General features: G+C 71.3%; 18 protein-coding genes. 9 read left to right on the forward strand and 9 right to left on the reverse strand.

Annotated elements, in window-relative coordinates; translation table 11 throughout:
- Positions 1-46 precede the first annotated feature (46 nt).
- Positions 47-2,329 (reverse strand): transglycosylase domain-containing protein, encoded by a 2,283-nt coding sequence (locus ACLJTM_RS23480; protein WP_411105654.1) that lies wholly within the window; start codon positions 2,327-2,329, stop codon positions 47-49.
- A 243-nt stretch (positions 2,330-2,572) separates the two neighbouring features.
- Between ACLJTM_RS23480 and ACLJTM_RS23485 the strand changes: the two genes are divergently transcribed.
- The gene (locus ACLJTM_RS23485) at positions 2,573-3,481 is read left to right on the forward strand and encodes an SPFH domain-containing protein (RefSeq protein WP_411105655.1); all 909 of its coding nucleotides are present in this window, start codon (positions 2,573-2,575) and stop codon (positions 3,479-3,481) included.
- Positions 3,478-3,759 carry a hypothetical protein gene (locus ACLJTM_RS23490; protein WP_411105656.1) on the forward strand — a complete coding sequence of 94 codons (282 nt, stop codon included), beginning with the start codon at positions 3,478-3,480 and terminating at the stop codon, positions 3,757-3,759. Before ACLJTM_RS23485 ends, ACLJTM_RS23490 begins: the two co-directional genes overlap by 4 nt.
- A gap of 24 nt (positions 3,760-3,783) precedes the next feature.
- Here the strand turns inward: ACLJTM_RS23490 and ACLJTM_RS23495 are convergent, their stop codons facing one another.
- Positions 3,784-4,731, reverse strand: coding sequence for a hydrogen peroxide-inducible genes activator (locus tag ACLJTM_RS23495; RefSeq protein ID WP_411105657.1), 948 nt, complete (start codon positions 4,729-4,731; stop codon positions 3,784-3,786).
- 134 nt (positions 4,732-4,865) lie between these two features.
- Here ACLJTM_RS23495 and ACLJTM_RS23500 point away from each other — a divergent pair, with 134 nt between their 5' ends.
- Together ACLJTM_RS23500 and ACLJTM_RS23505 are read left to right on the forward strand one after the other, a co-directional pair.
- Positions 4,866-5,420 carry a peroxiredoxin gene (locus ACLJTM_RS23500; RefSeq protein WP_351038461.1) on the forward strand — a complete coding sequence of 185 codons (555 nt, stop codon included), beginning with the start codon at positions 4,866-4,868 and terminating at the stop codon, positions 5,418-5,420.
- Between the two features lie 3 nt (positions 5,421-5,423).
- On the forward strand, positions 5,424-5,963 hold the full coding sequence (locus ACLJTM_RS23505; RefSeq protein WP_411105658.1) for an alkyl hydroperoxide reductase: 540 nt from the start codon (positions 5,424-5,426) through the stop codon (positions 5,961-5,963).
- A 72-nt stretch (positions 5,964-6,035) separates the two neighbouring features.
- Here the strand turns inward: ACLJTM_RS23505 and ACLJTM_RS23510 are convergent, their stop codons facing one another.
- The 5 genes from ACLJTM_RS23510 to ACLJTM_RS23530 form a co-directional block, all read right to left on the reverse strand.
- On the reverse strand, positions 6,036-6,746 hold the full coding sequence (locus ACLJTM_RS23510) for a hypothetical protein (protein ID WP_411105659.1): 711 nt from the start codon (positions 6,744-6,746) through the stop codon (positions 6,036-6,038).
- Positions 6,747-6,791: 45 nt separating this feature from the next.
- Positions 6,792-8,165, reverse strand: coding sequence for an AI-2E family transporter (locus ACLJTM_RS23515; protein WP_411105660.1), 1,374 nt, complete (start codon positions 8,163-8,165; stop codon positions 6,792-6,794).
- A 107-nt stretch (positions 8,166-8,272) separates the two neighbouring features.
- The gene (locus ACLJTM_RS23520) at positions 8,273-8,992 is read right to left on the reverse strand and encodes a transglycosylase SLT domain-containing protein (RefSeq protein WP_411105661.1); all 720 of its coding nucleotides are present in this window, start codon (positions 8,990-8,992) and stop codon (positions 8,273-8,275) included.
- Positions 8,993-9,446: 454 nt separating this feature from the next.
- Positions 9,447-10,763: a PhoH family protein gene (locus ACLJTM_RS23525; RefSeq protein ID WP_411105662.1), complete on the reverse strand. Its 1,317-nt coding sequence runs from the start codon at positions 10,761-10,763 to the stop codon at positions 9,447-9,449.
- A gap of 344 nt (positions 10,764-11,107) precedes the next feature.
- Positions 11,108-11,869: an isoprenyl transferase gene (locus ACLJTM_RS23530; protein ID WP_411105663.1), complete on the reverse strand. Its 762-nt coding sequence runs from the start codon at positions 11,867-11,869 to the stop codon at positions 11,108-11,110.
- 124 nt (positions 11,870-11,993) lie between these two features.
- Between ACLJTM_RS23530 and mgrA the strand changes: the two genes are divergently transcribed.
- Positions 11,994-13,031, forward strand: coding sequence for an L-glyceraldehyde 3-phosphate reductase (gene mgrA, locus ACLJTM_RS23535; RefSeq protein WP_411105664.1), 1,038 nt, complete (start codon positions 11,994-11,996; stop codon positions 13,029-13,031).
- Between the two features lie 142 nt (positions 13,032-13,173).
- Here the strand turns inward: mgrA and ACLJTM_RS23540 are convergent, their stop codons facing one another.
- Positions 13,174-13,956, reverse strand: a complete 783-nt coding sequence (locus ACLJTM_RS23540; RefSeq protein WP_411105665.1) for a prepilin peptidase — start codon at positions 13,954-13,956, stop codon at positions 13,174-13,176.
- 185 nt (positions 13,957-14,141) lie between these two features.
- On the opposite strand from ACLJTM_RS23540, the gene ACLJTM_RS23545 reads away from it, so the two are divergent.
- The 3 genes from ACLJTM_RS23545 to ACLJTM_RS23555 all read left to right on the forward strand — a co-directional run bounded on the left by ACLJTM_RS23545 (position 14,142) and on the right by ACLJTM_RS23555 (position 16,791).
- Positions 14,142-14,501, forward strand: a complete 360-nt coding sequence (locus tag ACLJTM_RS23545; RefSeq protein ID WP_411105666.1) for a DUF192 domain-containing protein — start codon at positions 14,142-14,144, stop codon at positions 14,499-14,501.
- 87 nt (positions 14,502-14,588) lie between these two features.
- On the forward strand, positions 14,589-15,206 hold the full coding sequence (locus ACLJTM_RS23550; RefSeq protein WP_411105667.1) for an SMI1/KNR4 family protein: 618 nt from the start codon (positions 14,589-14,591) through the stop codon (positions 15,204-15,206).
- Positions 15,207-15,513: 307 nt separating this feature from the next.
- On the forward strand, positions 15,514-16,791 hold the full coding sequence (locus tag ACLJTM_RS23555; protein ID WP_411105796.1) for an extracellular solute-binding protein: 1,278 nt from the start codon (positions 15,514-15,516) through the stop codon (positions 16,789-16,791).
- Between the two features lie 147 nt (positions 16,792-16,938).
- Here ACLJTM_RS23555 and ACLJTM_RS23560 read toward each other — a convergent pair whose 3' ends face one another.
- Complete coding sequence (locus ACLJTM_RS23560; protein ID WP_411105668.1) at positions 16,939-17,568, reverse strand: hypothetical protein; 630 nt, start codon at positions 17,566-17,568, stop codon at positions 16,939-16,941.
- Positions 17,569-17,739: 171 nt separating this feature from the next.
- Here ACLJTM_RS23560 and ACLJTM_RS23565 point away from each other — a divergent pair, with 171 nt between their 5' ends.
- Entirely contained in the window at positions 17,740-18,873 is a 1,134-nt protein-coding gene (locus ACLJTM_RS23565) for a serine hydrolase domain-containing protein (RefSeq protein ID WP_411105669.1), read from the forward strand.
- Positions 18,874-19,046 lie beyond the last annotated feature (173 nt).

The raw sequence follows: 19,046 nt of genomic DNA on the forward strand, positions 1-19,046 counted from the left end.
TGACGGCTGCGGGGCGGCGTCCTGTCGTCCCTGCGGGTTTGGCGGGTCAGCGGTCCTGGGACTCCTGCGGGAACAGCGGCGGGTCCGGCGGCTTGGGGCCGCTCTTGGTCGGTGTGGGCGACTGCGTGGGCGTCGGCGACTGGGTCGGCGATTTCGTCGGCGAGTTGCTCGGGTTCGGGGAGCGGGTCGGGCTCTTCGTCGGGTCCGGGCTGCTGGACGGCGGGCTGCTGCTGGGCGACGGGCTGGCGGCCTGGCTCGGCGTCGGCGACGGCGCGATGCTGCGGGACGGCGCCTGCGGGGCGCCCATCTCGGCCTCCGACACGTCGAACGTGCCGGTGTCCACGCCCTTGAGGGCGGCCAGCGTGTACGTCTTCCAGATCTCGGCGGGGAAGCTGGAGCCGCCCGCCCGGCCGCCGCCGGCGGTGCCGGTCAGGGTGACCTGCTTGTGCGAGCCCGGCTCCTCGCCGAACATCGCGACGACGGTGACCAGCTCCGGCGTGTAGCCGGTGAACCAGCCGGCCACGTTGGACTCGGTGGTGCCCGTCTTGCCGGCGGCCTGGTAGGCGCTGCTGCGGACCTTGCTGCCGGAGCCGTCCTCGACCACGCCGGTGAGCACCTTGGTCACGGTGTCGGCGGTCTGCCGGCTGATCGCCTGGCTGCCGATGGCCGGGGCCGGGACGTACTCGCGGTCCTTGTGCGCGGCCGCCTTGATGATGGTCGGGGTGGTCTTCTTGCCGTGGTTGTCGAGGGTGGCGTAGACGGCGGCCATCTCGACGGTGTTGGCGCTCATGGTGCCCAGCGACATGGCCGGCTTGTCCTCGGGCCAGCCCTTGCGGTCCTGCATGCCGAGGGCGAGCGCCGTCTTCTTCACCGCGGGCGGTTTGACGTCCACGATCATCTGCGCGTACACGGAGTTCACCGAGTAGTTGGTGGCCTCCTGGACGGTGATCTCCTTGCCGAAGTCCTTGTCGTCCTGGTTCTGCGGGTTGAACGGGATCTTGCTGCCGACCACCTGGCGCTTGCTGGTGCCGTCGTAGAGGGCGTTCGGGGTGATCGGCTTGCCGTCCTGGGTGGTGGCGCCGGTCTCCAGGGCGGAGGCGAGCACGATCGGCTTGAAGGTCGAGCCGGGCTGGTAGTCGGTGCGCAGGGCGTTGCTCGCGGATTTCTCCGCCAGGCCCTGGCCGCCGTACATGGCGACGATCGCGCCGGTCTTGGCGTCCACGGAGGTGGCGCCGGCCTGGACGCTCTGGTCCTGGGGCCGGTTCTTGGTGTCCTTGCGGTCGAGCTTGGACTCCAGCTCGTCCTGGACCGCCTTCTCCAGCGCCTCCTGCTTCTTCTTGTCGATGTTGAGCGTGATGTCCCAGCCGCCGGCCGCGATGTCGGCGTCGTTGATGTCCTGCCGGTTCATCTCCTCGTTGGCGGCCTGCACCAGGTAGCCCTTCTGCCCGTCCATGCCGGGGGTGGGCTTGGGCGCGATGGGCGGTTCGAAGGCCAGGGTCTTGCGCTTGGCCGCGTCCAGCTCGCCCATCTCGACCATGTTGTCGAGGACGGCGTTGAAGCGGATCATGACCAGCTCCTTGCCGTTCGGGCCGGCGGTCGCCCAGTCGTACTGGCTGGGGGCCTGGATGACGGCGGCGAGGTAGGCGCCCTGCACCAGGGTGAGCTTGTCGGCGTCGACTCCGTAGAAGGCCTGGGCCGCGGCCTGGATGCCGTAGGCGTTGCGGCCGTAGAAGTTGGTGTTCAGGTAGCCGGCGAGGACGTCGTCCTTCTCCATGCGCTGGTCGACCTTGATGGCGATCACCAGCTCCCGGACCTTGCGGGTGGGCGACTGGTCCTGGGTCAGGTAGTAGTTCTTGACGTACTGCTGGGTGATCGTCGAGCCGCCGGCCGTGCCCTTGCCCCGGAGGGTGTTGAACAGGCCGCGTGCCACGCCCATCAGGTCGACGCCGCGGTCCTTGTAGAAGGACTTGTTCTCGATGGCGATGAAGGCGGTCCGCACGTCCTGCGGGATCTTGTCGATCGGCACGATGGAGCGGTTCGTGTCGCCGACGCGGGCCATGACGGAGCCGTCGGCGTACTTGTACGTGTTGCTCTGCTGGGTGGCCTGCTTGTTCGGGTCGGTGGGCTCGTCCACGGAGAAGTAGAGGATGACCGCCGCGGCCATGAGAACCAGGATCCCCCCGAAGAAGGTCCCCAGGATCTTCTTCCAGGTGAAGAACCGGCGTATGCCGCTGCGTTTGCCGCCGCCGTCCTTCCCCTTGGTGCGTCCGGTCGGCGCCCGCCGCGCACCGCGCTGCTGCTGCGCCTTACGCGCTTCTGCTCGGCCCATCGCTCCCGCTCCGCTCGATATCCCCCCGACGTCAGCTCAGAAAGCTAACACCGCAGGCTGTGACAAAGGTTGGCCAACCATGGCCAATACCACGCAATTCGGACGTGAGAATCAGCACCCACCCCACTGGAACCGACGCGCTCCACGCCCGCAGGGTTGCCGATCCGTGCCGCCGGGCAGAAAAAGTGATATCACTTTGCCAGGTGGCTCGATCGGCCGCCATCGAAGGAAACGGGGCGAACCATGACGGACAAGGTCACGACGGTGGACGGGGTACGGGAGTTCCCCGCGCGCAGCACGGGTGGCGGCCTGGCACTGCTGCTGGGGCTCGCGGGGGTCCTGGCCGGGGCGGGCCTGATCGCGGCCGGCGCGCTGGCGGGGGCCGGCGCCGTGAAGGCTGTGCTGATCGCGGGCGGCATCCTGCTCGCCCTCGCCTCGCTCTTCGCGATGGGCGGCCTGAACACGGTGGCGCCGGGCGAGGCCCGGGTGGTCCAGCTCTTCGGCCGCTACCGCGGGACGGTCCGCCAGGACGGGCTGCGCTGGGTCAACCCGCTGACCTCGCGGGAGAAGATCTCCACGCGGGTGCGCAACCACGAGACGGCCGTGCTGAAGGTCAACGACGCCTACGGCAACCCCATCGAGCTGGCGGCGGTCGTGGTCTGGCGGGTCGAGGACACCGCCCGCGCCGTCTTCGAGGTCGAGGACTTCACCGAGTTCGTCGAGACCCAGACCGAGGCCGCGGTGCGGCACATCGCCATCGAGTACCCCTACGACGCGCACGAGGAGGGCGGCCTCTCGCTGCGCGGCAACGCCGAGGAGATCACCGAGAAGCTGGCGGTGGAACTGCACGCGCGGGTCGAGGCGGCCGGAGTGCACATCATCGAGTCCCGCTTCACCCACCTCGCCTACGCTCCGGAGATCGCCTCCGCGATGCTCCAGCGCCAGCAGGCCGGGGCGGTCGTGGCGGCCCGCAAGCAGATCGTGGAGGGCGCCGTGGGCATGGTCGAGCTGGCCCTGACCCGGCTGCAGGAGGAGGACATCGTGGACTTGGACCCGGAGCGCAAGGCGGCCATGGTCTCGAACCTGATGGTGGTCCTGTGCGGGGACCGCGCCGCCCAGCCGGTGCTCAACACGGGCACCCTCTACCAGTGACCCCGCCCGGCACGCCGCCCCCGTCCGGCCCCGCGCCCGGACCCGAACCAGGTCCCGGCGCCCGGGCGGCGGGCCGGCCGGCCCGCAAGCAGGTGCTGCTGCGGCTCGACCCGCAGGTGCACGACGCGCTGGCGCGGTGGGCCGGCGAGGAGCTGCGCAGCGCGAACGCGCAGATCGAGTTCCTGCTGCGCCGCGCACTGGCCGAGGCGGGCCGCCTGCCCGGCGGCGCGGCCCCGATCCCGCCGCGGGGCCGCCCCCGCACGCCCCCGCAGGACTGACCCGCACGCCCGCTCCCGCGGGGGTCAATCGGTGGGCCACACGGGGAGCGGACGCACGGCCTCGCGCAGAGCCGCCGCGAACGCCCGGAACTCCTCCTGCCGGGCGGTGCCGGTGCGCATGGCGAGCGCGATCCGCCGGGAGGGGGCCGGCTCGGCGAAACACCCGGTGGCGAGGTGCTCGTTGCGGGCCGTCTCCAGCCGCAGCGCGGTGCGCGGCAACAAGGTCACGCCCAGTCCCCCTGCGACCAGTTGTACGAGGGTGGACAGGCCGGCGGCGGTCGTGGTGACGTCGGCCCCGGTGGTGCGGCCGGCCTCACGGCAGATGTCCAGCGCCTGGTCGCGCAGGCAGTGGCCCTCGTCGAGCAGCAGCAGCTGCAGGCCGCGCAGTTCCTCCAGGGGGATGTCGCGGCGCCCGGCCAGGGGGTGCTCCCGGGGTGCCAGCAGCACGAAGTCCTCGTCGAACACGGGCAGTTCGGTGACCCCGGGGACTCCCAGCGGCACCGCCAGCAGGAGCAGGTCGAGCCGGCCGGCCGACAGCCCCTCCAGCAGCGAGGCGGTCTGCTCCTCGTGCACCTGGAGGTCCATGCGCGGGTAGCGCCGGTGGAAGAGCCCCAGCACGGTCGGCAGCAGGTACGGCGCCACGGTGGGGATCACCCCGAGCCGCAGGATCCCGGTGAAGGGGGCCCGTACGGCCTCGGCCTCCTCCAGCAGCCCGCCCATGGCGTCGAGTACGGCCCGGGCCCGGGCGGCGATCCGCTCACCCGCCGGGGACAGCAGCACCTTGCGGGTGGTGCGCTCCAGCAGTTGCACCCCGAGGGCGTCCTCCAGGGCGGCGACGGCGCCGGAGAGGGCGGGCTGGCTCATCCCGATGGCCGCGGCGGCATCCCGGAAGTGCAGGTGCTCGGCGACCGCGGCGAAGGCGCGCAGCTGTGCGAGCGTCGCCTGCTTCGGTCCTCTACTACTGGCAGCCACTGATAGGCACCTCCGATCACCCGGCACAAGAGTAGCTATTTCCGCAATCAATGCAGCTGTGCCAGCATGTGAGATCCGTCCAACCCCCTGGAAAGTCCTCAAAAGGGTCACTTTCCTGTCCGCAAGGAGAGCACGTGCTCACTGTCGGTGACAAGTTCCCCAGCTACGATCTGACTGCTTGCGTCTCGCTCGAAGCCGGCAGCGAGTTCGCCCAGATCGACCACAAGACCTATGAGGGCAAGTGGCGCGTGGTGTTCTTCTGGCCGAAGGACTTCACCTTCGTCTGCCCGACCGAGATCGCCGCGTTCGGCAAGCTGAACGAGGAGTTCCAGGACCGCGACGCCCAGGTCCTCGGTGTCTCCGGCGACTCCGAGTTCGTCCACCACGCCTGGCGCAAGGACCACGCCGACCTGCGTGACCTGCCCTTCCCGATGCTGGCCGACTCCAAGCACGAGCTCATGCAGGCCTGCGGCGTGCAGGGCGAGGACGGCTTCGCGCAGCGCGCCGTCTTCATCGTCGACCAGAACAACGAGATCCAGTTCACGATGGTGACCGCCGGCTCCGTGGGCCGCAACCCCAAGGAGGTCCTGCGGGTCCTCGACGCCCTGCAGACCGACGAGCTGTGCCCCTGCAACTGGAACAAGGGCGAGGGCACCCTGGACGCCGGCTCGCTGCTGGCCGGTGAGTGACCGATGTCCCTCGACTCCCTGAAGTCCGCCATACCGGACTTCGCCAAGGACCTGAAGCTGAACCTCGGTTCGGTCATCGGCAACCAGGACACCCTGACGCAGCAGCAGCTGTGGGGCACGGTCCTGTCCTGCGCGATCGCCGCCCGCTCCCCGCGCGTCCTGCGTGAGCTGGAGCCCGAGGCCAAGGCCGCGCTGTCCCCGGAGGCGTACACCGCCGCCAAGTCCGCCGCCGCGGTCATGGCGATGAACAACGTCTTCTACCGGACCCGGCACCTGCTGTCCGACCCGGAGTACGGCACCCTGCGCGCGGGCCTGCGGATGAACGTCATCGGCAACCCAGGCGTGGAGAAGGTCGACTTCGAGCTGTGGTCGCTCGCGGTCTCCGCGATCAACGGCTGCGGCCAGTGCCTGGACTCGCACGAGCAGGTCCTGCGCAAGGCCGGCCTCGACCGCGAGACCGTCCAGGAGGCCTTCAAGATCGCCTCGGTCATCCAGGCCGTCGCCGTCACCCTGGACGCGGAGGCGGCGCTCGCCGCCGAGTGACACCGCGCACCGCACGCGCACCGTGTGAGGAGGGGCCCCGCGGCCGGGAACGGCCGCGGGGCCCCTTCGCGTTCACGTGTGCAGCGCCGCCATCAGCGTCCGCATGTCCTTGACCATGGCCGCCTTCAGGGCTTCACGGTCGGGCCGGCTCCTGTCCTCCCCCGCCACCTCGGTCAGGAAGACGACCTGGAGGGTGAACACCGCCCCGCCGTCGCGGACCCGCAGCCGCAGGTCGCTGCCGGCCCCGCTCGGGTCGGGGGCGGTGATCAGGGCCTGTTCGCCGAGGCCGGCGACCGCCTCCCACGGGTCGTCCTTCCGGGGACCGCCGCCCTGGGAGTACGCCCGGTCGTACGGGCTGCCCGCCTCGAACTCGGCGGCCGGGTCGGTCTTCTTGTGCAGCTCGACCTCGGCGGTGACGAAGTACGCGTCGTCACCGGCCGGGGTGGAGCCCGAGCGGCTGCAGGTGGCCCAGTCCAGCGCCGGGTGCCGGTTCTCCCTGTGCGGGTCCGCATCGTCGGACAGGTCGCGCAGCGCCTCGCCGAGCGCCGACAGCTTCACCTTCTCGCACAGGTTGTCCGGGGTCTCGTAGCGGACCTCCGGCGCCGTCAGCCGCTCCCCGTAGAGGAAGAGCCCGCCCGCCCACACCGCCGAGGTGGCCAGTACCGCCGCCGACACCCACCACCACGGCCGGACCGGCCCCCGCTCGCGCGGCGGCGCGCCCTGCGCCACCTCCGGCGGAGCCGCCGGCTCCCACTGGCCTTCGAGCTCTGGCTCGCTGATCATTCCTGCCCCCCTGCTCGCCGTTCCCCTGTGCGGTCCGCAGACGCCCTAGTCCTTGGGCTCGTACGGGACGTGCGGGTCGCCCGGAACGCCCGGGAACGCCTCCACCGCCGTCGCCCCGTGCGGCGCCGGACCCACCGGGCCGGGACCGCGGTGGAGCTGCTCGCGCGAGTAGATCCGCAGGTAGCCCACCACCGTGTTCGTCACCGCGACCAGCGGGACGGCGACCACCGCACCGCCGATGCCGGCGACCATGCCGCCCGCCGCCACCGAGAGCACCACGGCGAGCGGATGCACCCGCACCGCCCGGCCCAGGATGAAGGGCTGGAGCACGTGGCCCTCGATCTGCTGCACCGCCAGGACGACCAGCAGCACCATCAGTGCGCTGAAGACGCCCTGCGTCACCAGCGCGACGACCACGGCGAGGGCGCCGGAGACCACCGCGCCGACGAGCGGGATGAAGGCGAACAGGAAGATGAAGACGGCGAGGGGGACGGCCATCGGCACCTTGAGGAAGTAGATGCCGAGGCCGATGAAGATGGCGTCGATCAAGGCGACCAGCACCGTGCCCCGGACGTACGCGGTCAGCGTGCGCCAGGCGCGCGGACCGGCGCCCGCCACGCCGGGCCGGGCCGCGGCCGGGACCAGCCCCAGCACCCAGGTCCAGATGCGCTTGCCGTCGTAGAGCAGGAAGAGCGTGGAGAACATCGCGAGCAGCATGCCGGTGAGCACCTCGACGAGCACCGTCACACCCTGCAGGCCGGCGGAGGTGATCTCCTCGGTGTTGGTGCCGATGGTCTCGCTGAGGTTCTTCGCGATGTCGTTGATCTGCTTCTCGGTCACGTGGAACGGACTGTCCAGCGCCCAGAGTTTGAGTTCGTTGATGCCGTCGCGGACCCGGTCGGAGAGGTCGTCGAGGTTCTCCATGACCTGCCAGACCACGAACCAGCCGACCAGTCCGATGACGACGAAGCCGAGGATCGCGGTGACGGCCGTGGCCAGGCCCCGCGGCAGGCCGAGGCGGCGCAGCCGCACCACGAAGGGCTGGAGCAGCGCGGTGACCAGCATCGCCGCGGCGAACGCGAGGACCACCAGGCGGACTTCGCTGATCACCTTCATCAGCACCCAGAGCATTCCGGCGAGCAGCAGCAGGCGCCAGCTGGCCTCGGCGGCCACCCGCATCCCCCAGGGGACCACGCTCACCGGGTCGGGCCGCTCGGGGTGGACCGCGGCGGGGGGCCGGACCGCCGCGACGGCGGCCGGCTCGGCCGCCGGGGCTCCGTCGTCGGGTACGGAGGCGGCGCGGCGCGGCAGTTCGCCGGCGGACTCGGCCTCGACCTCGGCACGCCGCTCGTTGAGGCGGGCCTCCATCCGGTGGAGCCTGCTCCCGAGCCGGCCGAGCCAGCCTGCCCTCTTCGCCATGTCGTTCCCTTCCCCCCGTCCGCTGTGCGCTCACACCTGGAAGACCGTACACGCGACGAGCCCCGCACCGTCGGACGGTGCGGGGCTCGTCAAGGCCTGGCCGGGTACTAGTACCAGTTGTTGGCCTGCCAGAAGCTCCAGGCGCCACAGGGGCTGCCGTAGCGGTCGTTCATGTAGTTCAGGCCCCACTTGATCTGGGTGGCCGGGTTGGTGCGCCAGTCGGCGCCGGCCGAGGCCATCTTCGAACCGGGGAGCGCCTGGACCAGACCGTATGCGCCCGAGGAGGCGTTGACGGCCTTGTAGTTCCAGGTGGACTCGTGGTTGATGATGTTGGAGAAGCACTGGAACTGGCCGGCCGGCACCATCTGCTGGGCGATGGCCTTGACCTGGGCGACCGTGTACGAGCTCTGGGGAGCGAAGTCGCCGGCGTCGCGGGCGGCGGATCGGCTGGCGACCTGCTCCTTCTCCTCGCGCTCCTTCTTGAGCCTGGCCTCGTCCGCGGCCTTCTTGTCGGCTTCCGCCTTCTCCGCTTCCGCCTTCTTGGTCTTGGCGGTCTCGGCTGCCTGGACGCGGGCGTTCTCCTCGGCCGAGCGCTTGGCGTCGGCCTCGGCGGCGTGCACGATCGAGTCGGCCTGCTGCGTCAGGGATGCGCTCTGGACGGCGGCCTGGTCGCCGACCGGGATGTCCGCGAGGAGAGTCGCGCCGGACGCGGTGGTCTCGAGATCGTTCGAGGCGGGGTCGCCAGTGGCAACGCCTACGACTGCGCCAACGGTGGTGACCGCGGTGGCCGAAGCCACTGCGAACCCCCGGACCGAGATCCGGCTCACACGGTGTCCTTCCAGCAGCGTCCGCAGTGACCGGCGGGCGCACGAGTGCCCCTTGACGCTGGTCTCCGTGGTGGTGCGGTCACTGGAGACGCGGGCCCGTGGGCAACTCCCTGACGGGGGCTGCCTCGTGATGCTCCGGGCGGCATACGGCGGACGGCTCTGGAGTTGTGGTGCTTCGCGTACCTCACGGGAGATACAGGTGTGCCGTATGCGGGGCCTGACGGAAAACAGACTCTGCCGGACCGCGACGCCGCAGGGCAATTCTGCGTTGCGTGGGAAAGGTCACACCTGCCGGATCGCCTCTCTTTCCCGCAAAGGGCTGTGCAGCGCGACGCCGCCCGGCTAGGCTCCTGTGCCTTTGCCGGGCGGCGTCAACTGGTCCTTCCCGTATGTGGTTTTTGACCCTTTCAGCCCCTTGGCCGTCAGTTGTCGGCCGTCACACCCGTCACACCCGTCACAGGGTTTCCAGCATCTCCGTGACCAGCGCGGCGATCGGGGAGCGCTCGGAGCGGTTCAGCGTGACGTGGGCGAAGAGCTGATGGCCCTTCAGCTTCTCGACCACGGCGACCACTCCGTCGTACCGGCCGACCCTGAGGTTGTCCCGCTGGGCGACGTCGTGGGTCAGGACGACCCGCGAGTTGGCGCCGATGCGGGACAGGACGGTCAGCAGGACGTTGCGCTCCAGGGACTGCGCCTCGTCCACGATCACGAAGGCGTCGTGCAGCGAGCGGCCGCGGATGTGGGTGAGCGGCAGGACCTCCAGCATCCCGCGGTTCAGCACTTCCTCGATGACCTCGCGCCCGGCGACCGCCGAGAGGGTGTCGAAGACCGCCTGTGCCCAGGGGCTCATCTTCTCGGAGGCGTCCCCGGGCAGGTAGCCGAGGTCCTGGCCGCCCACCGCGTACAGCGGCCGGAAGACCATCACCTTCTGGTGCTGCCGGCGCTCCAGCACCGCCTCCAGCCCCGCGCACAGGGCCAGCGCCGACTTGCCGGTGCCCGCCCGTCCGCCCATGGAGATGATCCCGATCTCCGGATCGAGGAGCAGGTCCAGCGCGATGCGCTGCTCGGCGCTGCGGCCGTGCAGCCCGAAGGCCTCGCGGTCGCCCTTGACGAGCCGTACGTTCCCGTCGGGGGTGATCCGGCCCAGGGCCTTGCCGCGCTCGGACTGGATGACCAGCCCGGTGTGCACGGGCAGTTCGGCGGCCTCCGGGACGTAGAGCCGGTCCTCGGAGTAGAGGAGGTCGACCTGTTCCGCGGAGAGGGAGAGCTCGCTCATCCCGGTCCAGCCGGCATCGGTGATCGCGAGTTCCGCGCGGTACTCCTCGGCGATCAGGCCCACGGAGGAGGCCTTGATGCGCAGCGGGAGATCCTTCGAGACCACCGTGACGTCGTAGCCCTCGGCCTGCAGGTTGCGGGCGACCGCGAGGATCCGCGAGTCGTTGTCCCCCAATCGGAAGCCGGCGGGCAGGACGCTGGGGTCGGAGTGGTTGAGCTCGACGCGCAGGGTGCCGCCCAGATCGCCCAGCGGGATGGGGGCGTCGAGACGACCGTTGCGAACCCGGAAGTCGTCGAGCAGGCGCAGGGCCTGGCGCGCGAAGTAGCCGAGTTCGGGATGGTGCCTCTTTGCCTCCAGCTCGGTGATCACGACGATCGGGAGCACGACCTCGTGCTCGTCGAAACGGGTGATCGCGTTGGGGTCTGCCAGCAGGACGCTGGTGTCGAGGACGTAGGTCCGCCTGTCGGGCAGGCGGCTCTTAGTGCTGGTCACCACGGAAGGACGTACCCCCTCGGAAGAGGTCGGGCCATGAAGACCGGACCGGTCATCGGCACCCATGCCAGGGCCGATTTCCGGCCCTCCACTCCGTCCGTGCGAACCGCACGTGCGTCCTGGTGCAAAGGGCCTCCCGGGCGGACGACCCCATGCCGTCCGCTGAGATTCGACACCCGTGGATCGGGCGTCGACCTGCAAGGGATATTCCCCGAACGCGCCAGGCCATGCCATGGCATATGACGGACGCTCGGTGAATCCCTGGTGAAGGGTTTTCCGGGGTTCGGCGCGGCGGGGGGCCGAAAAGAGGGGGAGGATGGTACGGCGGGGCGCCCGAAGGCCCCTGATCAGCTCCCGTACCGCCGGTGGCGCGCCGCGTAGTCGCGCAGCGCCCGCAGGAAGTCGACCTTCCGGAAGGCCGGCCAGAAGACCTCGCAGAAGTAGTACTCGGAGTGCGCGCTCTGCCACAGCATGAATCCGGACAGCCGCTGCTCGCCGCTGGTGCGGATCACCAGGTCCGGGTCGGGCTGGCCGCGCGTGTAGAGGTGCTCCGCGATGTGGTCGATGTCGAGGATCTCGGCGAGCTCCTCGAAGGAGGTGCCCTTCGACGCGTGCTCCAGGAGCAGGGAGCGGACCGCATCGGCGATCTCCTGGCGCCCGCCGTAGCCGACGGCGACGTTGACGAGTATCCCGTCGACGTCGTGGGTGGCCTGCTCGGCCTCCTTCAGCACGGTCTGCGTGCGGGCGGGCAGGATGTCGAGGTTGCCCACGTGGTGCACGCGCCAGCGGCCGTCGGCGGCGAGGCCGCGCACGGTGTTCTCGATGATGTTGAGCAGCGGGCGGAGCTCGACCTCGGGCCGATCCAGGTTGTCGGTGGAGAGCATCCACAGGGTGACGACCTCGACGTCCGTCTCGGTGCACCAGCCCAGCATCTCGGAGATCTTGTCGGCGCCGGCCTGGTGGCCCTGCTCCGTCGTGCCTCCGGAGGCCTTCGCCCAGCGCCGGTTCCCGTCCAGGATGACGCCGATGTGCTTGGGCGCCTCGTCATGGTCGAGGCGGCCTTCCACCCGGCGTGCGTACAGCCTGTACACCAGGTCGCGCAGCTTCACGATCTTCCAGCCCCTCCGTGCAATGCCCCCGTGCGATTGCGGTCCCCCGAGTGCGCCACATTACTGCGCAGCGGGAGGCCCCACCCAACTCGGCCTGTCACAAGTCCGTGATAGGGAGGACAACGTGACTGATACCAATCCCTATCGGGCAGAGCCCTCGCGCTACGACTCCATGCCCTACCGACGCACCGGCAACAGCGGCCTCAAGCTCCCCGCCATTTCCCTGGGCCTCTGGCACAACTTCGGCGACGACAAGGACCTGGCCTCCCAGCGCGCGATCCTGCGCCGGGCCTTCGACCTGGGCGTCACCCACTTCGACTTGGCCAACAACTACGGGCCGCCGCCCGGCTCGGCCGAGCTCAACTTCGGCAAGCTCTTCGCGCAGGACTTCGCGTCCCACCGCGAGGAGCTGGTGCTGTCCACCAAGGCCGGCTACCTGATGCACGCCGGCCCGTACGGCGAGTGGGGCAGCCGCAAGTACCTGCTCGGCTCGCTCGACGCCTCGCTGCGGCGCATGGGCGTGGACTACGTCGACATCTTCTACTCGCACCGCTTCGACCCGCAGACCCCCCTGGAGGAGACCATGGGCGCCCTGGCGTCCGCGGTCCAACAGGGCAAGGCGCTCTACGTCGGCGTCTCCTCCTACACCGCGGAGCAGACGGCCGAGGCGGCGCGGATCCTGCGCGACATGGGGGTGCGGCCGCTGATCCACCAGCCCTCGTACTCCATGATCAACCGCTGGACGGAGGAGGACGGCCTGCTGGACACCCTGGAGGAGAACGGCATGGGCTGCATCTCCTTCGCCCCCCTCGCCCAGGGGCTGCTCACCGGCAAGTACCTCCAGGGCATCCCGGAGGGCTCGCGGGCCGCCCAGGGCAAGTCCCTCAACCCCGACCTGCTGTCGGACGAGGTGCTGGAACGGCTCAAGGGGCTGAACGGGATCGCCGCGCGGCGCGGCCAGTCGCTGGCGCAGCTGGCACTGAACTGGGTGCTCCGCGACGAGCGGATGACCTCGGCCCTGATCGGTGCGTCGAGCGTGCGGCAGCTGGAGGAGAACGTGGCCGCCCTGGCCGGTGCGCCGCTCTCCCCGGAGGAGCTGACGGAGATCGATTCCTTCGCCGTCTCCACCCCCGGCACCAACATCTGGGCCCAGCGCGGCTGACCTGCGGGGAGGGTACGCCGGCCAACAGGCGTACGGGGAAAGAAAAAACGGGCCGGTCCGTGGGGGGGATACGGACCGGCCCGAGGGGGGGGTTCCACCATAACCCTTCGTAAAGCATCTCGCGTGCATCGGCGCGCCACGACTACGCTCCGAAACCGCCCAGCAGCACTCCGGTGAGAGCTCCGGCCGCCATGAAGGGGCCGAAGGCGAAGGGCTGCCGGCGGGCCTCGGGGCCCTTCAGCGCCAGGCCGAGGCCGTAGCAGGACCCGTAGACGAAGCCCAGGAACGCCCCGGCGGCCCATACCCCCCACCCGTACCACCCAAGAGCGACACCCAGCGAGAGCGCCAGCTTGACGTCGCCGAAGCCCATCCCCGCCGGGTTCACCAGGAACAGCACCAGGTACCCGGCGGCCAGCGCCGCCCCGCCGAGCAGGGCGAGCCGCCAGGACCCGGCCGCCCCCGGCAGTGCGGCGGCAACCCCGAGCAGCGCCGCGGCCGCGGCCGCGAGCGGGAGGGTCAGCACGTCCGGCAGCCGGCCCACGGCCCGGTCGACCAGGGCCAGCAGGACGAGCAGCGGCGCGAGCCCCGCGTACGCGGCCGCCTCCGGGCGCAGCCCGACGGCGGCGGCGAGCGCCGCGCAGACCGCCGCCGTCAGGACGGCGACGGGGCCCGGGCGGGGCCCGTAGCCGTGCGGGAGCCCCGCGGCGGGGGCGGCCTGCGGAGGGGCGGCGGCTGCGGACGCGGGTTCCGGCGCCGGGGCCCGGCAGCGGGCCGGGCCGACCCAGCCCGCCAGCGGGTGCCCTTGCGGGCAGCGGTCGCGCCAGGGCTCCGCAGCGGGGACGGAGAGCCGGTAGGCGGCGCGGGGCAGCAGCAGCCCGGCAGCCGCGCCGTACCCGGCGGCGAGGAGGATCAGCACCACACCCATCGGGCGACCGTAGCGGCTCCCCCGTGGCGGGCGAAGCCCTCCGCCGCACGAGGCACGACGGCTCCGGGACGGACCGGCGGGGCGCCGCCCGAGCCCGCCGGGGGCGCCCTTTCGGGATCTTGCCGGCTCCACCGGGTGGTCCGGGCCCCGACAGGAGCCGAGAAAGGCGGCCTAAGGTGGCCGCCATGGCGAACTGGCGGGACGGCGCGGCGGTGCTCGGGGTCGGGGACGCGCGGGTCCCGCTGGAGGTGGCCGCCTCCTACCGGGCCCGGACCCGGGGGCTGCTCGGGCGGGACGGCGTCGCCGGGGCCCTGCTGCTGACCCCCGCGGCGTCCGTGCACACCTTCGGGATGCGCTTCCCCATCGACGTGGCCTACCTGGACCGGCGGCTGCGCATCCTCGCCCTGACCACGATGGCACCCGGCCGGCTCGGGCTGCCGCGGCTGCGGTCACGGCACGTCCTGGAGGCGGAGGCCGGCGCGATGGCCCGCTGGGGCCTCGCCGTGGGCGCCGTCCTGCGGGTGGAGGCCGCCGGCCGCGATTGAATCCGCCCCGGTGGTGAGACGCCCCTTAGGTTCCGTGCGGTGCGGGCGGTAGGTTGGGGCGGTTGGGCTGGGTGTCAGGGGAGCGGCATGACGGAGAACGCGCGGATCAAGGCGCTGGAGCAGATCATGCCGGCGACGCACGGCGCCGACGAGGACATCGACTGGCAGGCCGCCGAGGCGGCCTGGGGGTCCCGGTTCCCGGCCGACTTCATCGCCTTCATGGGGCGCTACGGCGCAGGCTCCATCAACGGCGAGGCCAGCATCCTGCTCCCGCTGCCCAAGCCCGGACTCCAGTGGGACCCCGCCGAGATGGCGGAGGAGACCGAGAACGCGCGGCAGGTCTGGGAGGCGGAGGGCGGCCGGTCCGCCTTCGACCTGGACCCGGAGACGATCATCGCCTGGGGGGTCACCGGCGGGTCCGACATCCTGTGCTGGCTGACCACCGACCCCGACCCGGACCGCTGGCCGGTCCTGGTGTGCGGGCGGCACACCGCGGACTCCTTCGCCGTGTACCCGTACGGCATGGCCGAGTTCCTCTACCGGCTGTGCTCCGACGAGTTCGACGTCAGCCCGGTCAGCATCACCTTCTGGGACGGCGGCCACCTCAGCTTCGTCCACTGGCGCAAGGCCCAGCGCCGCTGGCAGGAGGGCCGCAACCCGGAGACGGGCGAGCCCGACCCGTACGCCGGCGACTTCGCCGACTGATGCCCCTCGCCCCGCAGCCCGCTCCCTGCACGGAACGGGCTCGTCCGCATGCCTGCGTGATGTCCTGCGGGATGTCCCGCCATGTCTACGCGCGTCCCCGAAGTGGATCACATATCGGAAAACACCAGCCGTAAAAGCCCCAGTTGGAGCATTGACCACAAGTGCGGCCCCAAGGGAACCAACCGCCCCTTCTCGGGAGAGAATTCCGGCCAACGGGCCACGGAAGTACATCCCCCGCCCGGAAGCAACTCACGAGTAGTAACGGGATCCAAAAGAAAACCAGGGGAATACACCCGTGCGACGAAGAATGTTCGGCACGACCGCCACCACGGTCGTTTTCGGCCTGTTGATACCGCTGTCCGGGTGCGGCAGCCAGGAGGACGGGGCAGGTGACGGCGCCACGCTGCGCCTGGTCGCCGCGGAATACGGGGACACCCAGGCCACCAGCTCCAAGGCCTACTGGGACAAGCTGACGGCGGATTTCACCGCCGCACACCCGGGAATCGAGGTCGAGGTCCAACTCCTGCCGTGGGCCGACGTCGACCGGGAGGTCTCCCGCATGGTGAAGGCCGGCAAGGCCCCCGACATGGCCCTGATGGGCTCCTACTCGGATTTCGCGGCCGAGGGCGAGCTCTATTCCGCGGACCAGCTCTTCTCGGTCAGCGCCGAGGCGAACTTCCTGCAGCCGCTGGCCGAGGCCGGCTCCGTCGGCAGCACCCTCTACGGCCTGCCCTTCGTGGCGAGCAGCCGGCTGCTCTTCTACAACGAGGCCCTCTTCACCAAGGCCGGGATCACCAGCCCGCCCAAGACCTGGTCCGACCTCAAGTCCGCCGCCAAGGCGCTCAAGGACCGGGGCGTGAAGGTTCCGTACGCCCTGCCGCTCGGCCCGGAGGAGGCGCACGCCGAGGCGATGATCTGGGAGCTGAGCAACGGCGGCGGCTACGCCGACAGCAGCGGCAACTACAACCTGGCCTCCGACCAGAACATCAAGACCTGGCAGTGGGTCAAGGACAACCTGGTCGCGCCCGGCCTGACCGGCCCCGTACCGCCCGCCCAGCTCAACCGGGCGGACGCCTTCGCGGCGTTCCTGCGCGGCGAGGTCGGCATGCTCAACGGCTACCCCTCGCTGGACCACGAGGCGCGGGCGCGGGGCATCGGCGTCGGCGCCGTCGCCATGCCGGTCTCGGACACCATCGGGTCGGGGGAGAACCCGCCCACGGTGGGCGTCGCCGACTGGATGATGGCCTTCAAGCAGAACGGCCACCGCGAGCAGATCGGCAGCTTCGTCGAATTCCTCTACCAGGACAAGAACCTGATGGACTTCGCCAACCGCTACCACCTGCTGCCCTCGACCACCAGCGCCCTGCGCACCCAGGACGGCGGCGGCGGCCTCAGCAAGAACGACACCCAGTTCCTGACGGCGCTGCGCGGCGCCCAGCTCTACCCGGTCAACGACCCGTCCTGGGTGACGGTCAGCGACACCATCAAGCGCAACATCGGCCGCGCCGTGGAGCCGGGCGGCGATCCGAAGGCCGTCCTGGAGGACATCTCCGCCAAGGCGGGCCAGGCCGCCAAGAAGCGCTGAAGGGCCTCCCCGTCCGGGACCTTCGCCCCCTGCCGGGCGCCGTCCCGTACGGCAGCATGGTGACCACGGCACTCCATCCGAGGCCGCGGTCCAGCCGCCCGCCGGGCACTCACGAGGTGCGCGGGGCGGCCGGCCCTGCCGGTGCGGTCAGCGCTGCCCGTTGTCCGGGGCGAACGCCGTGCGGTACTCCTTGCAGCTGGAGTCCCACGGCAGCGAACCGGAGAGCGTCCCGAACCCGGAGCGCGTGAGCGACCACTCCACCGTGTAGACACCCGTGTCGCACCCGATGCGCCGGGTGCCCGCGATCTTCTGCCGGCCCGTTGCGGGCTTCCCCTCCAGCTCCTGGTCCACCTGCGCCACCCGCTCCCCCTTGGGGCCGCGCAGCACGGCGTGCACCACGATCGTGTGCACGCCGTCCTTGGTGGTCAGCGCCTTCTTCACCAGGGTCGAGTCGGAGACGGACCAGGCGAACTCGTAGCCGGGCCGCCACGCCAGGGTCTTCGGGTCGGGGACCTTGCGCTCGTAGTCCGGGGCGCCCGAGGGGCCGGGGCGGGTGACCGTCTCGTACTGGACCCCCGGGTGAAAGCGGAACTGCCCCTCCACCTTGTGCATCTCGTCCTTGGTCCACATCGACTTCATGGTCTTCTCCCCGCCCGCCGGGTCCTGGAGGTAGGCCGTTCCCTCGGCGGCGGTGGCGGTCACGGCCTGGCCCAGGACGGGGGCGAGGGCGCTCGCGGTGGCGGCGAGGGCGAGAGCGGCGATCCGGGTGCGCTTCATGCCCGGACCAACGGAGCGCTCCGGCGGGCCGGAACGAGCCCGGGTGCGCTTTCACCCGTACGGGAGGGCCGGTGCGGCGCAGTGACGGCCTGACGGAATATCACATGATCCACCCCCGTTGACGCGGGCAGGCGGGAGCGCCGCGAGACCGGACGAGCTTCAGGGGGACCGATGGGCGCAGGCACGGGTGACGGCGTACGGGGCACGGTGGCGGCGGGATGGGAGCCCGTACGGGAGGAGTTCGCCACCTTCCTGGCGGCTGCGGCCCAGCCGCCCGAGGCCCAGCTGGCGGTGCACCACCGGGGCCGGCGGGTGGTCGACCTGTGGGCGGGCGAGGGCACCACTGCGGACACCCTGACCGGGCTCTACTCGATCACCAAGGGCGCGGCCCACCTGGTGGCGGCACTGCTCATCCAGGACGGCGTGCTGAATCCGGACCGTCAGGTGGTGGCGTACTGGCCCGAGTTCACCGGGCACGGCAAGGAGCGGCTGACGGTACGGCAGCTGCTCTCCCACCGGTCCGGTCTGATCAACACTGACGAGGGCTTCGACTACGAGGAGCTTGCCGACGACGCGCTGGTCGCCGCGCGGCTGGCCGCCCAGAAGCCGTTCTGGGAGCCCGGTGAGGGCTACGGCTACCACGCCTTCGTCATCGGCGCCCTGACCGGCGAGGTGGTCCGGCGGGTGACCGGGCGGTCGCTGCAGGCGGTGTTCGAGGAGCGCGTCCGCGCCCCGTACGGCCTGGACCTGTACCTGGGGCTGCCGGCCGGGGAGGAGGGCCGCTGGAAGCCGGTGCTGGAGATGGTGGCGCCGGCGGGGGCCCCCGCGGGCCCGCCGCCGCCGGAGCTGCTGCCGATCGCCTTCAACATGCACCGGGATCCGCCCATGGACCTGGTCGCCTTCGCCAACCACCCCCGGGTACGGGAGCTCGGTCCGGCCTCGGCGGGCGGCATCGGCACGGCGCGCGGGGTGGCGGGGATGTATGCGGCGGCGATCAGCACGGTGGACGGGCGGGCTCCGCTGCTGACGCCGCAGACGGCGGCGGACATCGCCGAGCCGCTCGCGGCGGGTTCGGACCTGGTGAGCCCGCTGCCGAACACCTTCGGGCTGGGCTTCCAACTGCTGCCGGAGGTGGGCCCGCAGGCCTTCGGGCACTCCGGAGCGGCGGGCGGGCTCGGCTGGGCCGACCCGGCGACCGGTACCGCGTACGGGTACACCCGCCGCCGCTTCGGCTTCCCGGGCGGGGCGGCCGCGGAGAACCGGGGCCTGACGGCGGCGGTGCTGAAGGCGGCCGGGGCACGGTGACGGACGGGCCTCGGCGAGCGACCGGGCCGCGGTGCTGCCGGGCCTCGGTGCTGCCGCTTCGGTGCCGCCGGGCCTCGGTGCTGCCGCTTCGGTGCTGCCGGGCTTCGGCGCTGCCGCTTCGGTGCTGCCGGGCTTCGGCGCTGCCGGGTTTCGGCGAGCGGGTGGCCCGGGCC

It is taken from the genome of Streptomyces sp. cmx-4-9, assembly GCF_046548835.1.
Taxonomy (GTDB): Bacteria; Actinomycetota; Actinomycetes; order Streptomycetales; family Streptomycetaceae; genus Streptomyces.

What these genes read in the sequence shown, in the direction of transcription:
- ACLJTM_RS23480 (WP_411105654.1), bottom strand. Translation starts at nt 2,329, where the DNA reads ATGGGCCGAGCAGAAGCGCGTAAGGCGCAGCAGCAGCGCGGTGCGCGG.
- ACLJTM_RS23485 (WP_411105655.1), top strand. Translation starts at nt 2,573, where the DNA reads ATGACGGACAAGGTCACGACGGTGGACGGGGTACGGGAGTTCCCCGCG.
- ACLJTM_RS23505 (WP_411105658.1), top strand. Translation starts at nt 5,424, where the DNA reads ATGTCCCTCGACTCCCTGAAGTCCGCCATACCGGACTTCGCCAAGGAC.
- ACLJTM_RS23510 (WP_411105659.1), bottom strand. Translation starts at nt 6,746, where the DNA reads ATGATCAGCGAGCCAGAGCTCGAAGGCCAGTGGGAGCCGGCGGCTCCG.
- ACLJTM_RS23515 (WP_411105660.1), bottom strand. Translation starts at nt 8,165, where the DNA reads ATGGCGAAGAGGGCAGGCTGGCTCGGCCGGCTCGGGAGCAGGCTCCAC.
- ACLJTM_RS23540 (WP_411105665.1), bottom strand. Translation starts at nt 13,956, where the DNA reads ATGGGTGTGGTGCTGATCCTCCTCGCCGCCGGGTACGGCGCGGCTGCC.
- ACLJTM_RS23545 (WP_411105666.1), top strand. Translation starts at nt 14,142, where the DNA reads ATGGCGAACTGGCGGGACGGCGCGGCGGTGCTCGGGGTCGGGGACGCG.
- ACLJTM_RS23550 (WP_411105667.1), top strand. Translation starts at nt 14,589, where the DNA reads ATGACGGAGAACGCGCGGATCAAGGCGCTGGAGCAGATCATGCCGGCG.
- ACLJTM_RS23555 (WP_411105796.1), top strand. Translation starts at nt 15,514, where the DNA reads ATGTTCGGCACGACCGCCACCACGGTCGTTTTCGGCCTGTTGATACCG.
- ACLJTM_RS23560 (WP_411105668.1), bottom strand. Translation starts at nt 17,568, where the DNA reads ATGAAGCGCACCCGGATCGCCGCTCTCGCCCTCGCCGCCACCGCGAGC.
- ACLJTM_RS23565 (WP_411105669.1), top strand. Translation starts at nt 17,740, where the DNA reads ATGGGCGCAGGCACGGGTGACGGCGTACGGGGCACGGTGGCGGCGGGA.